Annotated in this window: 12 protein-coding genes; 8 read left to right on the forward strand and 4 right to left on the reverse strand. The window is 70.4% G+C overall.

All coding sequences use genetic code 11. The annotated features are described in order from the left end of the window. Nucleotides 1-6 precede the first annotated feature (6 nt). From ACQEU1_RS11585 to ACQEU1_RS11610, 6 genes are all read left to right on the forward strand, one after another. A complete protein-coding gene (locus ACQEU1_RS11585; protein ID WP_433199206.1) occupies nt 7-1,248 on the forward strand; it encodes an MFS transporter in 1,242 nt (413 codons plus the stop codon). Then, entirely contained in the window at nt 1,245-2,009 is a 765-nt protein-coding gene (locus ACQEU1_RS11590; RefSeq protein ID WP_433199208.1) for a 2-keto-4-pentenoate hydratase, read from the forward strand. The genes ACQEU1_RS11585 and ACQEU1_RS11590 overlap by 4 nt, the downstream gene beginning before the upstream one ends. A 3-nt stretch (nt 2,010-2,012) precedes the next feature. Further along, on the forward strand, nt 2,013-2,210 hold the full coding sequence (locus ACQEU1_RS11595) for a tautomerase family protein (protein WP_433199210.1): 198 nt from the start codon (nt 2,013-2,015) through the stop codon (nt 2,208-2,210). After that, complete coding sequence (locus ACQEU1_RS11600) at nt 2,207-3,640, forward strand: aldehyde dehydrogenase (RefSeq protein WP_433199212.1); 1,434 nt, start codon at nt 2,207-2,209, stop codon at nt 3,638-3,640. Before ACQEU1_RS11595 ends, ACQEU1_RS11600 begins: the two co-directional genes overlap by 4 nt. 24 nt (nt 3,641-3,664) lie before the next feature. After that, nucleotides 3,665-4,249, forward strand: coding sequence for a PadR family transcriptional regulator (locus tag ACQEU1_RS11605; RefSeq protein WP_433199213.1), 585 nt, complete (start codon nt 3,665-3,667; stop codon nt 4,247-4,249). 628 nt (nt 4,250-4,877) lie between these two features. Next, a complete protein-coding gene (locus ACQEU1_RS11610) occupies nt 4,878-5,675 on the forward strand; it encodes a Ku protein (RefSeq protein WP_433199214.1) in 798 nt (265 codons plus the stop codon). Here ACQEU1_RS11610 and ACQEU1_RS11615 read toward each other — a convergent pair. Continuing rightward, nucleotides 5,668-6,312 (reverse strand): PP2C family protein-serine/threonine phosphatase, encoded by a 645-nt coding sequence (locus ACQEU1_RS11615; protein ID WP_433199217.1) that lies wholly within the window; start codon nt 6,310-6,312, stop codon nt 5,668-5,670. The two genes, ACQEU1_RS11610 and ACQEU1_RS11615, sit on opposite strands and share 8 nt — an antisense overlap. Nucleotides 6,313-6,382: 70 nt before the next feature. Next, nucleotides 6,383-7,321, reverse strand: coding sequence for a helix-turn-helix transcriptional regulator (locus ACQEU1_RS11620; RefSeq protein WP_433199220.1), 939 nt, complete (start codon nt 7,319-7,321; stop codon nt 6,383-6,385). 44 nt (nt 7,322-7,365) lie between these two features. On the opposite strand from ACQEU1_RS11620, the gene ACQEU1_RS11625 reads away from it, so the two are divergent. Further along, nucleotides 7,366-8,442 (forward strand): epoxide hydrolase family protein, encoded by a 1,077-nt coding sequence (locus ACQEU1_RS11625; RefSeq protein ID WP_433199223.1) that lies wholly within the window; start codon nt 7,366-7,368, stop codon nt 8,440-8,442. Nucleotides 8,443-8,525: 83 nt separating this feature from the next. Then, nucleotides 8,526-11,132: a tetratricopeptide repeat protein gene (locus ACQEU1_RS11630; protein ID WP_433199226.1), complete on the forward strand. Its 2,607-nt coding sequence runs from the start codon at nt 8,526-8,528 to the stop codon at nt 11,130-11,132. Here ACQEU1_RS11630 and ACQEU1_RS11635 read toward each other — a convergent pair. Both ACQEU1_RS11635 and ACQEU1_RS11640 read right to left on the reverse strand, forming a co-directional pair. Beyond that, complete coding sequence (locus ACQEU1_RS11635) at nt 11,112-12,659, reverse strand: PQQ-binding-like beta-propeller repeat protein (protein ID WP_433199229.1); 1,548 nt, start codon at nt 12,657-12,659, stop codon at nt 11,112-11,114. The two genes, ACQEU1_RS11630 and ACQEU1_RS11635, sit on opposite strands and share 21 nt — an antisense overlap. A 75-nt stretch (nt 12,660-12,734) precedes the next feature. Then, complete coding sequence (locus tag ACQEU1_RS11640) at nt 12,735-13,772, reverse strand: hypothetical protein (protein WP_433199232.1); 1,038 nt, start codon at nt 13,770-13,772, stop codon at nt 12,735-12,737. Between the last annotated feature and the right edge of the window lies 1 nt (nt 13,773).

The raw sequence follows: 13,773 nt of genomic DNA on the forward strand, positions 1-13,773 counted from the left end.
GCCGTCATGCGTTTGCTGATCATCGTCTTATGCGGTCTGGCTCTAGCTTTCGACGGCTACGACCTCGTCGTCTACGGCACCACCATCAAGGCCCTGCGCGAGGAGTGGGGCATCAGCGCGGCGCAGGCGGGCACGATCGGCAGCGCCGCCCTGGTCGGCATGCTGGTCGGCGCGTTGCTCGTCGGCACGCTCACCGACCGGTGGGGCAGGCGCCGGACGTTCCTGTTCAGCGTCGCCTGGTTCTCGGTGCTGATGGCCGCGTGCGCGCTGGCCCAGGACCCCGACACGTTCCTGGTGCTGCGGTTCCTCGCGGGCATCGGCCTCGGCGGGCTCATGCCGACCGCGGCGACGTTGACGATCGAGTACGCGGCCGAGAAGCACCGCGCTTTCACCTACGCCGCAATGCAGTCCGGTTACGCGATCGGCGGCATCATGGCCGCTACGCTCGCGATCCCGTTGCTGCCCACGGCCGGGTGGCGGGTGATGTACCTGATCGGCGCAGCGCCTTTGGTGCTCGTGCTGCCGCTGGCGTGGCGGTACCTGCCGGAGTCGTTGGAGTACCTGGTTTCGCGCGGCCGCCAGGACGAAGCCCGCCAACTCGCCGCACGGATCGGCGTGCCGGTGCCACCGCCGTCCGACAGTGCCCGCAACGGCGTGCGCACGCTGGTCCAGCGCCCGTACCTGCGCCGCACGCTCCTGTTCTGGCTGGCGTCGTTCTGCGGTCTGCTGCTGGTCTACGGCCTCAACACGTGGCTGCCCGAGATCATGCGCGCCTCCGGGTATCCGCTGGGTTCCGCGCTGAGCTTCCTGCTGGTGTTCAACCTGGGCTCGGTCGCCGGCGCGCTGCTCGGCGGGCGGCTGTCCGACCGGCACGGCGCGAAGCCGGTGATCCTGGGCTCCTTCGCGCTCGCCGCGATCTGCGCGGCGGCGCTGAGCACGAACCCCGGCCAGGTCGCGATCTACGTCCTGATCGCCGTCGCGGGCTACGGCACGATCGGCACGATGCACCTGATCAACGCCCACGTGACCAGGTCGTACCCGGCCGGCGTGCGGGCGACGGGCATCGGCTGGGCGCTGGGCGTCGGCCGCCTCGGCGCGATCCTCGGCCCGGCCGTGGGCGGCCTGATCATCGACTCCAGCCTCGGCGCCGGCTGGAACTTCTACTTCTTCGCCGTGGTCGCCGTGCTCGGCGCGGCCGCCGTGGCGGCGTTCCCCCGCACCCGCGAACCGGCTGGAGCCCCCGCGTGAACTGGACCGTCGAAAGCGCCGCCGCCGAACTGCTGCGGCGAGAGGACGACCGCGTCGACGGAGACCCGTTGACCGACACCTGGCCCGGCCTGGACCTCGACACCGCCTACGCGATCCAGGACGAGACCATCCGGCTGCGGCTGGCCCGCGGCGAAACTCTGATCGGCGTCAAACTCGGTCTGACCTCGCGGGCCAAGCAGCAACGCATGAACGTCGACTCGCCGTTGGTGGCGTGGCTGACCGACGCGATGGTGCTGCCGCAGGGCGTACCGGTACCGGCGCTCATCCACCCGCGCGTCGAGCCCGAGATCGCGTTCGTCATGGGGCGCGGGCTCGCTGGCCCCGGCGTGACGGCCGCGACGGCCCTGAGTGCCGTGGAGGGCGTGTTCGCGGGCCTGGAGATCATCGACAGCCGCTACCGGGACTTCCGCTTCACGCTCCCGGACGTGGTCGCGGACAACGCCTCCTCCGGTGCGTTCGTGACCGGCGGCGTCCACCTCTCCCCCGGCGATCTCAACCTCGCACTGGAGGGCTGCGTGCTGTCGTCGGGTTCGTCCATTGTGCACACAGCGACCGGCGCGGCCGTTCAGGGCCACCCCGCCGAGGCGTTGGCGTTGGCCGCGAACACGCTGGCACGCCGGGGAAAGCGCATCGAGGCCGGCTGGATCGTGCTGACCGGCGGCGTGACGGACGCCGTGCCGCTGGAGACGTCCGTGTCCGTCGAGTTCACCAACCTGGGCCGTCTCGCGGTGGGGAGCTGAACCGTGCCGATCGTGCGCATCGAGGTGGCCCAGGGCCGCGACCCGGAAACGCTGCGCAAGGCGTTGCAGGCCGTCCACGAGGCGGCCCGCGACAGCCTGGGCGTGCGGGACGACCAGGTCCGGGTGCTGCTGACCGAAGTCCCGCCCCAGCACTGGAGCGCGGGCGGAAAGACCTTGCAGGAACGGGAGTGGGAGCGATGAAGAGCATCAAGCACGTGATCGGCGGCGCCGAGACGGACTCGGCCGACGGCGCCACGTTCGACGACGTGGACCCGTACACCCAGGAGCCCTACGCGACCGTGGCCCTGGGCGCTGCCCAGGAGGCCGATCTTGCCGTGCGGGCCGCCCGCAAGGCGTTCGACGAGGGCCCGTGGCCGCGCATGTCGTTCGAGGAACGCGGAAAACTCCTGCACCGCCTGGCCGACCTGATGGACGCCCACACCGCCGACCTCGCGCTGGCGGACACCCGGGACATGGGCAAGCCGATCGCCGCCGCCACCTCCAAGGACGTGCCGCGCTCGGCGCTGAACTTCCGGTTCTTCGCCGACCACGCCAGGCTTTCCGAGTCGCAGCACCTGCCGTCCGCCACCGGCCACCACACGTTCGTCCAGCACTCCCCGGCAGGCGTGGTGGCGGCCATCGCGCCGTGGAACTTCCCGCTGATGTTGGAGACCTGGAAGGTCGCCCCCGCCCTCGCCTGGGGCAACACCGTGGTCCTCAAGCCGGCCGAGGACACCCCGCACTCCGCGTACCTCCTGGCCCGCCTCGCCCTGGAGGCGGGCATCCCGGACGGCGTCCTCAACGTGGTCCACGGCTACGGCCCCGGCTCGGCGGGCGAGGCCCTCACCACGAACCCGGCCGTGGACCGCATCACGTTCACCGGCGAGTCCGGCACCGGCAAGGCGATCGCCCGCGCCGCCGCAGCGAACCTCACCCCGGTGAGCTTCGAACTGGGCGGCAAGGGCTGCAACCTGATCTTCGACGACGCCGACCTCGACAACGCCCTCCAGCGGTCCTTGGAGGCCGCCTTCGGCAACGCGGGCCAGGTCTGCCTGGCAGGCTCACGCCTCTACGTCCAGCAGGGCGTCTACGAGGAGTTCACCGAACGCTTCGCCGCCGCGGCCGCCGCCCTGCCGCTGGGCGACCCCAAGGACCCTTCGACCCGCCTGGGCCCGCTCGCGAGCGAGGAGCACTACCGCAAGGTCACCGGCTACCTGGACCCCGAGGCCCACGGCCATTCGAAGCTCCTGGGCGGTGGCGCCGCACCGGGCTGGTTCGTCAGGCCCACCATCGTCCTGGACCCACCACCGCACGCCCCGGTCCTCCGCGAGGAGATCTTCGGCCCGATCGTCACGATCACACCGTTCACCACCGAGGACGAGGCGACCAAGCTCGCCAACGACACCCCGTACGGCCTCTCCGCGATGCTCTTCACCGAGAACCTCCACCGGGCCCACCGCGTCGCGTCGACCCTGAACAGCGGCAACGTGTGGGTGAACTGCTTCTTCGTGCGCGACCTGCGAGCCCCGTTCGGCGGCTTCGGCGACTCGGGCATCGGCCGCGAGGGCGGCACGTGCAGCAAGGAGTTCTTCACCGAGGCGCGCACCGTCACCATGCGCATCTGCTCCTGAACGCCGGAACGTTAACATCGATACATGTCTCTTCCTCACGTCCTGCTGGGCGTTCTCGAAGCGAGGCCGATGAGCGGCTACGAGCTCACGCAACTCTTCGGGGCCTCCACGAGGTGGGTGTGGTCGGCTCCGCAGAGCCAGATCTACCCGGCCCTCAAGAAGATGGAGGAGAACGGCCTCATCCAGGGCGAGGAACAACAACGCGGCACCCGCATGACCCGCACCGTCTACACCATCACCGACGCGGGCCTGTCCGAACTCAAGGAGTGGATCGGCACACCCCTGCCGATCCCTCCGTCGCGCGACGCCCTGGAGGTCCAGGCCCTCTACTTCGACCTGGTGCCGGCCGAGTCGGCCAGGCGCGTGCTGAAGGAGTTCATCAGCGAACAGGAAGAGGCCCTGGACCACGCCGAGGCCCACCAGGCCCGCCTGCTCGCCAAGGACACCGAACTCCTGCGCGAACGCATGACCAAGCGCCCGCCGGAGCAGCACGACCGCATGGCCCGCCTGAAGGCACACGTGTTCGCGGGGCACGCGGCGGTGGCACGGACGCGCATCGCCTGGGCGCAGGAAGGCTTGCGGCTGCTCGACGACGAGCAGGCAGGCTGACGCAGGGGTCCCCTCGCGCGCAGGATCCCCCGCGACCCAACGTACTCAGAGGGTCTGACAGTCCGGCTGGGCAAGATGCGCGGGTTGGGGAGGCGAGGGAGCAGAGCGCAACGGCCTGGGCGAGGTAGCCGAAGGCACGGGGACGGGCGAGGGCAAGACGGTTCGAGCCAAGACGGGTCTCGGGCGAGACGGGGTAAGGCGAGACGGGTCAAGGATGGCTTTAGGGCCTGGCGATGCCGAAGGCGAGCCCGACCGAGCGCGCGCTCAGGGCAATGGCGCAGCCGAGCCCAGCCAAGACCCAACGCAATGCCGAAGGCGAGGCGTCCTTCCCTCTCGGCTCGGCCCAAGCGGTATCGGTGACGTGCCCACCCAACTCAGCCACGCACCCGAAGAGATTGGGGCTTGACTTTGGGTGCGAGGTGCTACCACTAGTGGCTCGGCCGGGCCTCTTTCAGCCCGGCCTTTTCCGGTCCGACAAGCGCCTCGCAAGGGCCCCGAAGTCAAGCCCCAATCTCTATCGTCGCGAAGCGGCGATGAAATGACCCGGCTCGTCAAAGTCCCTGCACCAAAAGCAACCCACCCAAAAGGTGACGTTAGACGACCAACGAACCGGGGTACCCGCCCCACCATGGCGAGGGCGATCTGGAGCGGGTCCATCAGCTTCGGCCTGGTGAGCATCCCGGTGGAGCTGTACAGCGCCACCGAAGACCACACCGTGCACTTCAACCAGTTCCAACGCGGAACCTCGGACCGAATCCGCTACAAGCGGGTCAACGAACGCACGGGCCGGGAAGTCCCGTTCGACAAGATCGTCAAGGGCCACGAGACCAAGTCCGGCGAGTACGTGATCATCGAGCCCGAAGAACTCGACGAGATCGCCCCCGGCCGCAGCCGAACCCTCGACATCGAGGCCTTCGTGGACGTGACCGAGATCGACCCCGTCCACTTCCAGAAGACCTACTGGCTGGGCCCGGCGAAGCAGGACTTCGCCCGCCCCTACCAGCTCCTCGCCCAGGCGATGAAGAAGACCAACCGCGCGGGCATCGCCATGTTCGTCATGCGCGGCAAGCAGTACCTGACCGCCCTCAAGGAGGACAAGGGCATCCTGGCGGTCCACACCCTGTTCTTCGCGGACGAGATCCGCAGCCCGAAGGACGTCCTGGACGTGACCCCGCCCGCCAGGGCCCCGAAGGGCAAGGAGCTCGACATGGCGATCAGCCTCGTCGAGTCCATGGCCGACGACTGGCGCCCGAAGGACTACAAGGACACCTACACCGCCAAGGTCAACAAGCTGATCAAGGCCAAGCAGAAGGGCCGCAAGGTCAAGCCCGAGGCGGAACCGCAGGAGTCCACCGATGTCGTGGACCTCATGGACGCCTTGCAACGCAGCGTCGAGGCGAGCAAGAAGCGCCGGAAGGTCAGCTGACGACGAGAGCCGTCGCGTTGTCGGTGCCGCGCGCGTACAACGCTGCCCGCACCAGTCGTTCCGCCGACGCCTGCCCGGACAGGATCGCCCCGATCCCCTCGTGCCCCAACGGCCCGTAGACCCCGTCGGAGACCAGGGCCAGCCGAGGAGCCCTGGTGAACGCCCGACCGATGTTCTCCGAAGTCGCGTGCCGCACGGTGTTGGTCACGACGTGCTCCATCCGAGGCTCGAACCCGACCCCACGAGCCCGGAAGTACTCGGCCACGGTGTGATCCTCGGTCAGCTGCACGAGGTCCGACCCGTCCGACGCGTAGGCCCGGGCATCCCCTGCCCAGGCAACGTCGAAGCCGCCCTCTAGTCGTGCCACCCCGACGACGATCACCGCGTCGCCGGCGTGCACCTGCAGGGCGTCCCTGGCGGCCAGCACCGCGGCGACCGGGTCAACCAGGAGAGCCGCGGCCCGAGCAGCCGCCCAGGCGGCCTCGGCGGCGGCAGCGGAGTCGCCCACGCCGTCGGCCACGACGAACGTGCGGCGGCCCACGGCGAAGGCGTCGGCGTTGTAGGCGCGCGGGCCGCGGTCGGACGCGTGGGTCACGGTGAGCGCGGCTCCCAGTGGCATGGTGCGATCGATCAGCATGGCGGACCTCCCTGACCTCCACTAAGCCGCGTGCGCCTAGGAGTCTGCTGTCAGGACCCTGAGAAATTCTCTAGAACTTCGCCGCCCGGCGAAACCGGGCAGCGGCCCGCAGCAGCGCCTCCGCCAGCTCCGGCGGTGACACGACCGAGAACTCGACCGTGATGCTCGCGAGCATGAACACCACGTCGTCCATCGTCTCGCCTCCGACGCGGACGTGGCACGACGTTTCGTCCACAGCCAAAACCTCGCCGTAGCTGCGCCACTCGACGGCGTCAGCGGCGGGCACGCTCAGTCGCACCACGCCTTGCACGGGCCACCGATCGGCGACGCGCGCCGCCACGAACGCACCCGCGTCGCCGCCGGGAATCTCACGCGGGGTGAAGCGTGCTCCGAACGGGGTGCGCACGCTCATCCGATCGAGCCGAAAAATCCGCCAGTCCGCCCGGAAAACGTCCCAGGCGACCAGGTACCAGCGCCTGCCCCACGTCACGAGCCGGTGCGGTTCGACCTCCCGGTCCGACTGCACGCCGGAGTGCCCGACGTAGCCGAACCGCAGCAGCTGCCGGTCGCGGCAGGCCGTGCCGACCGCCATCAACGAAGCGGCGTCCACCACGGGAGCAGACCCGACGAACGGCACCGTGGAGATCTCCAACGCCGCCACGCGGTGTCGTAGAGCGGAAGGCAGCACTTGCTCGACCTTGAGCAACGCGCGCACGGCCGTCTCACCGATGTTCTCGATGCCGCTGGCCGTGCGCAGCCCCACGGCCACGGCGACCGCCTCGTCGTCGTCGAGCAGCAACGGCGGTAGCTGCGCGCCGGACCCAAGGCGGTACCCACCACCAGAGGTGCCCATCGACGCGTGCACCGGATAGTCGAGTGACCGCAACCGATCCACGTCACGGCGCACGGTGCGTGTGGTGACACCCAGCCGTGCGGCAAGTTCTGCGCCGGACCACTCACGGCGCGCCTGCAACAGACCGAGCAACTTCAACAAACGAGCCGACGACACTGTAGGACCATAACTGTCCTACACGCCCCATAGCGTCCAGAACCATGAAGCCGTTCGAGATCGACATCCCGCAGGAAGAGATCGACGACCTGCACCGCCGCCTGGACCAGACCCGCTGGCCGGTCGAGCCGGAAGGCGCGGGCTGGGCCCAGGGCACGCCACAACAGCGCTTGAAGACCCTCGTCGAGCAGTGGCGGAACTTCGACTGGCGCGCGAAAGAGCGCGAGCTCAACGAGATCCCGCAGTTCATCACCGAGATCGACGGCACGCCGCTGCACTTCCTGCACGTCCAGAGCCCTAACCCGAACGCGAAGCCGCTCATCCTCACGCACGGCTGGCCCACGACCTGCTTCGCATTCCAGGACATGATCAAGCCACTCGCCCAGGACTTCCACCTGGTGATCCCGTCGGTCCCGGGCTTCGGCCTCCCCGGCCCCACCACAGAACTCGGCTGGACCATCCCCAGGGTCGCGGGCATGTTCGCGGAGCTCATGCGCCGTCTCCAGTACGACAGGTATCTCGCCCACGGCTACGACTACGGCGCCAAGCTCACCCGCGAACTGGGCCTGCGCGAGAACGTCGAGGCGATCCACGTCAACCAGATCTTCTCCGCCGGCGTCACCCAGGAGACCGCGGACATGAGCGTCGAGGCCGAGCGCCTCTCCGTCGAGAAGGCCTTCCGGTACGAGTACGAGCAGTTCGGGTACGTGTCGATGCAGAGCACCAGGCCGCAGTCGGTCGCCCACGCGCTCACCGACTCACCACTGGCGCAGCTGGAGTGGATCGAGTGGGCGTTCCACACGTGGAGCGACCCGGAGATCGGGGTACCACTCGACCAGCTGCTGACGACCGCGTCGATCTTCTGGTTCACCCGGACCGCGGGGTCGTCGGCGCGCTACTACCAGGAGGGGGACGACACGTGGGGCGAGCTGGAGCCTCCGTCGGACACGCCGACGTCGGTCGCGGTGTTCCCGCACGACGTCGGGGTGGCGATCCGGCGGATGGCCGAGCGCAACCACGCCATCGTGCGCTGGACCGAGATGCCGCGGGGTGGGCACTTCGCCGCGCTGGAGGTCCCGGAGCTGATGGCGGAGGAACTGCGACAGGCTTTTCTGTTGTGAGGATAGTGTGATCACGTGAGGTTCACGGCGGGCGGAAGCGGTCACCCCGATCACGGCGCACGTGAGCGGCTACGGTGATCACCGTGCGGTTCACGGTCCTCGGCGGCGTCACGGCTCGGGTGGACGGTCACGTCACCGAGTTCGGCCCGACGCGCCCCGGTGCCCTGCTCGGGGTGCTGCTCGCCGGGGCCGGGCAGGTGGTGAGCGCCGACGACCTGGTGGAACGGGTGCTGGGCGCCGCTCCCCCGCCGCGGGCCCGCGCGTTGATGCAGACGTGGCTCACGCGGGTGCGGCAGACGTTGCCCGGCCTGGTCGAACGCGAGGGTGCCGGGTACGTCGTCCGGGTCGATCCGCTGGAGATCGACCTGCACCTGTTCCGGCACCTGGTGCGCACGGGCAGGACGGCGGAGGCGCTGGCACTGGCCCAGGCCGAGCCGCTGTCCACACTGGACACCCCGTGGGCGCGGCAGCTGCGGGAGGACTTCGCGGCCGAGGTGCTCGCGGCCCGGCTCGCCCACGTCGACGCCCGGCTGGACGCGGGCGGGCACGCGACGCTGGTGCCCGAGCTCCAGGCACTGGCAGCCGAACGCCCGCTCGACGAGCGGATCGCCGCCCAGCTGATCGAGGCGTTGCACGGCAGCGGACGCGCGCCGGAGGCGTTGCGGCACTTCGAGGTCGTGCGCGCGACCCTCGCGGCCGAGCTGGGCGCCGAGCCGTCCCGGCACCTCACGACGCTGCACCGGCGCCTGCAGGCCGCCTCGGCGCCGCGGCAGCTGCCGGCCGCGCCCAAGCCGTTCACCGGCAGGGCGACCGAGCTCGCGGAGCTCGACCGGGTGCCGACCGGCGTCGTGGTGATCACCGGTACGGGCGGGGTCGGCAAGACCTCGCTCGCCGTGCACTGGGCGCACCGGGCGGCGGAACGGTTCCCGGACGGCCAGCTGTACGTGAACCTGCACGGCTTCGGCCCGACCGGCACCGCGGTGAGCCCCGGCGACGCGGTGCTGCGGTTCCTCGCGGCGCTCGACGTGCCGAGGGCGCAGGTGCCGCACGACCTCGCCGGGCAGTCGGCGCTGCTGCGGGACGCGCTGGCGGACAAGCGGGTGCTCATGCTGCTGGACAACGCCACGGACGCCGAGCAGGTCGAGCCGCTGCTGCCGCGCACCCCGCACGCGCACGTGGTGATCACCAGCCGCACCACGCTGAAACCCCAGTACGCCAAGGAGTTGCCGCTCGGCCTGCTGCCGCCCGACGACGCCCGCGAGCTGCTGGCCGCGCGGATCGGGCACGACCGCGCGCAGGCCGAACCGGACGCCGTGGACACGGTGGTCCGCCGCTGTGCCCGGCTGCCGCTGGCGCTCGCGGTGGCCGGGGCGCGGGCGGCGACGCAGCCGGAGTTCCCGCTGGCCGCGCTCGCGGACGAACTGGCGGACCTCGACGCGTTCGCCGACGACGATGACGTCACGGCGGACCTGCGCTCGGTGTTCTCCCACTCCTGCAAGGCGTTGAGCCCGCCCGCGCTGCGGCTGTTCCGGCTGCTCGGCCTGATGCCGGGCTCGGACATCAGCCGCGCGGGCGCCGCGTCGCTCGCGGGCGTCGGCCTCGACGAGACGGGGACCCTGCTCGCGGAACTGGCGCGCGCCAATCTGATCGACGAACCGGAGCCGGGCCGGTTCACCTGCCACGACCTGCTGCGCGACTACGCCGCCGAGCTCGCCCTCGACAGCGAACGCGAGGACGCGCTGCACCGGCTGCTCGACCACCTCGCGCTGACCGGCGTGGAGGCGGGCGTCGAGTACACGCCGAGCCGGCACCGGCCCGCGACGCCCGACCCGGCGCCGGGCGTGGTCGTGCAACGGTTCGCGACGCACGAGGACGCGCTGGCGTGGCTCATGGCCGAGCACCCGACGCTGATGGCCGCGATGCCGCACGGCACGGCGGAGCAGACGTGGCTGATGGGCTGGTCGCTCGCCGACGCGCTCGACCGGCAGGCCCGCTACCGGGATCTCCTGACGTCGCAACAACTCGCGGTCGCCGCGGTGGAACGGCTCGGCGACACCGACGGCCTGGGCCGGTCGCTGATCAACCTCGGCCGCAGCCTGAGCCGGATGGGCAGGCCGGACGAGGCCTCCGCCGCGCTGCGCCGCGCGCTCGACGTCTACGAGGGCAACCCGGCTGGCCAGGCCGGGGTGCTGCTCAACATCGCGATGCTGTGCCCTGACGACCGGATCGAGGAGGCGCTGGAGCACACCCGGCGCGGGCTCGCGCTGTTCGAGGAGGTCGGCGACGCCTACGGCCAGGCGAACGCGCTGACCGGACTCGCCTGGGGCCACGGGAAACTCGGCGAGTACGCGCTGACGGTCGAGTACGCCGAGCGCGCGATGCGGATGTGGCAGGAGATGGACCACCTGATCGGCCAGGCCGAGGCGTGGGACAACCTCGGCACCGGCTACCTGGGGCTGGGCGAGCACGCGAAGGCCGCGCAGGCGTACACGCGGTCGTCGGAGCTCTTCCGGCTGGGCGGCGACATCCCGCTGGAGGCCGGCTCGTACGAACAGCTCGGCGACACCCACGCGGCCGCGGGTGACGCCGAGCTGGCTCGTGAAGCGTGGCAGCGGTCGGCCGAACTCCGCACGCAGGCGGGACTTTCGGCCGACCAGGTCCGCGCGAAGCTACAGGCCGAAGGCCAGTAGCACGTGCCCGTGCGGGTTCGTGTAGCTCGACCCGTAGCCGGACTGCACGTAGACCATGCCGTCCGAGATCACCGCGCCCGTGCCGGGACCGGCCATGGAGCCGCCGCGCCCGGTCAGGCCGTTGACACCGCGGACGTCCTGGATGGTGTCGTAGGTCCAGATGATCCTGCCGGTCCTGCTGTCGTACGCCCGGAACTTGCCGTCCGCGGCACCCAGCCACACCACGCCGGGTGAGCTGGACACGGGCAGGCCGTGCGCCCGGTCGCACCCCGGTTGCCCGGCCACGCCGCCCGTGGAGCAGCCGTCGGCGGGTGCCGGCGTCTCCCACAGCACGGTGCCGGTCGCCGGGTCCACCGCGAACAGCTTGCCGGGATCGGCGTAGTAGGTCGCGATGTAGAGCCGCTTGCCGTCGTAGCTCGATCCCCACTGGATGCCCGAGATGCCACCGCTGGGCAGCGGAACGCCGAGCTGACGGCGCCACACGACCTGCCCCGTCGCGGCGTCGAACACGTGGTACACACCGGACTTCTGGCCGACGCCGACCAGCTGGCGGCCGCCCACCGAGAACAGGTTGGGCGTGGCACCGATGTCGTAGTCGAGGTTCGTGCCGTCCTTCAGGCCGGGGCAGTAGCCCTCGGCGTCGGGTTCGTTGCACGCCGAGCGCCACGTGTCGGAGTCGGTGACCTGGTTGGTCCACCTCACCGCGCCGGTGCGGGCGTTCAGCGCGAGCAGCGAGTCGAACTCACCGCCCTTGCCCGTGTAGTTCTGGCCGGTGCCGACGTAGAGCGTGCCGGTCTTCCGGTCGATCACCGGCGAGCTCCACACCCCCGCGCCGGACGGTTCGAACCGCTTGGCGCCGTTGGGCCACGTGCCGACCTGCACCGGCTCCGGCACCGTGTAGTGCCGCCACACCAGCGCACCCGTGTCGATGTCGAAGGCGTCGATGTGGCCGCGGAACGTGCAGCAGTCGTGCGTGGTCGGCAGCGTGTTCTCGGCGCTGGACGTGCCGACGTACACCAGTCCGTTGTGGACGATCGGCGAGCTGGTGGTGACCGAGGCGATGCCGGTGTCCAGCTGCGCCTGCCACCTCAGCCGCCCGGTCCGCTGGTCGAGCGCGAAGAACCGGCTGGCGCTGTCTCCGAAGAACACCTTGCCGTCGGAGACCGTCGGGCTGTCGGAGTTGAACGCGTACCGGTCGCCCTGCGGGAGCGTGAACTCCCACTTCGCCCGGCCGGTGCGCGCGTCCCGTGCGAAGAACTTCCCGTTGGGGCTGCCGAAGTAGACGGTGTCCCCGACGACGGCGGGCTGGCTGCGGACGGCGGTGTTGCCCTCCTTTTCGTAGGCGAACGCCCACTTCAGCTTGAGCTTGGCGGCGTTGCCCGCGTTGATGCGCCACTCCCCGGCGGCGTGCCGCGACCCGTTGAGGTCCTTCTGCCAACCGGACCAGTCGCCGTTGCCGTGGGCGGTGGCGGGTGACGCGGTCAGCACTACTAGCGCTGCGGTGAGCAGCGCGGTGGTCTTGAGCATGGAGATCTCCCCCTTCCGCACACCACCCTGGCAGCGGCGGAAGGGGGAAGCGTCCCCCGAAGGTCTCGACGAGGCCTAACCGATCGGTTGATGCGTCACGACGTCGACGCCGGGGAAACCGTTGCCGACGATCGGGTTCCTCCTGCCGTCGAGGTACTGCTGGAAGAACGCCGGGATGTAGGTCGTGGCGATCCGTCGTTGCTGGTCAGGAGTCAGCGCACGGTCCGCGCACGTGCTGTCGTTCTCGTAGGACCACTCGGTGTTGAAGTAGTTGTGGTTGGCGTTCCCCGGCGTCACGGCGTGGATCGGCACGACGTTGCGGCCCTTGGCGTTCTCGATGAACGTCGTGCCGCTGACCGCGCCGTCGCAGCTGCCGGTCATGGCCGCGAACGGGATCTTCGTGATCCGGTAGTCGAGGTTCTCCGGCGCCTCCGGGTCCGGCGCGTAGTAGTCGGCGGGCGCGAGCGGCAGCACGGCCTTGATCCGCACTCCGCGGGGCAGTTCGCCGACGTGCTTGTCCGACGCCTGGTAGACCGCGCCGCGGCCACCACGGGAATGGCCGAGCGTGCCGACGTTCGCCAGGTCGACGTGGCCGCGGAACCCGGACAGCCTGCCCGCGAGCGCGCCCTTGCCGTCGTTCAGGTCGCGCCACAGCTCCAGGTGCTTGCTCATCACGGCCGCCCGCGCGACGTCGGCGATCTCGCCCAGCTCTCCCGCGTTGACGCCGTTGACGCTCACCGACACGACCACGAAACCCTGCCGCGCCAGCTCCTCCGCGAGGTAGTCGTACCCCCGGTAGCTCGGGAACTGCTCACCCGAGGGGCACGGCCAGACCCACTGGTCGCCGCGGCACGGCTGCCAGTACCCGTGCGCGAGCAGCACCAGCGGGCGCTTGCCGACGAGCGTGCGCGGCGCGTGCACGACCGCGGTGAGCTCGAGGTCCGCGACCGGACCTCCTGGTGCGCTGTGAAAGCCGGGCACCTGAAATGCCCGGTCACCGAGCGAGTACTCGACCTTTCGCACGCCGGAGCCGTAGTCAGGAGCCGCCGAGGAGGTCGGGGCGGTCAGCACCATCGCCATCGCGACGGCGGCCGCGGCTTTTCCGATTGCCATG

Origin of the sequence: Lentzea sp. CA-135723 (assembly GCF_050936595.1) — a bacterium.
GTDB lineage: Bacteria > Actinomycetota > Actinomycetes > Mycobacteriales > Pseudonocardiaceae > Lentzea.

Coding starts and splice junctions, on each gene's coding strand:
- ACQEU1_RS11635 (WP_433199229.1), bottom strand. CDS start 12,659: ATGCTCAAGACCACCGCGCTGCTCACCGCAGCGCTAGTAGTGCTGACC.
- ACQEU1_RS11615 (WP_433199217.1), bottom strand. CDS start 6,312: ATGCTGATCGATCGCACCATGCCACTGGGAGCCGCGCTCACCGTGACC.
- ACQEU1_RS11625 (WP_433199223.1), top strand. CDS start 7,366: ATGAAGCCGTTCGAGATCGACATCCCGCAGGAAGAGATCGACGACCTG.
- ACQEU1_RS11610 (WP_433199214.1), top strand. CDS start 4,878: ATGGCGAGGGCGATCTGGAGCGGGTCCATCAGCTTCGGCCTGGTGAGC.
- ACQEU1_RS11585 (WP_433199206.1), top strand. CDS start 7: ATGCGTTTGCTGATCATCGTCTTATGCGGTCTGGCTCTAGCTTTCGAC.
- ACQEU1_RS11640 (WP_433199232.1), bottom strand. CDS start 13,772: ATGGCAATCGGAAAAGCCGCGGCCGCCGTCGCGATGGCGATGGTGCTG.
- ACQEU1_RS11600 (WP_433199212.1), top strand. CDS start 2,207: ATGAAGAGCATCAAGCACGTGATCGGCGGCGCCGAGACGGACTCGGCC.
- ACQEU1_RS11605 (WP_433199213.1), top strand. CDS start 3,665: ATGTCTCTTCCTCACGTCCTGCTGGGCGTTCTCGAAGCGAGGCCGATG.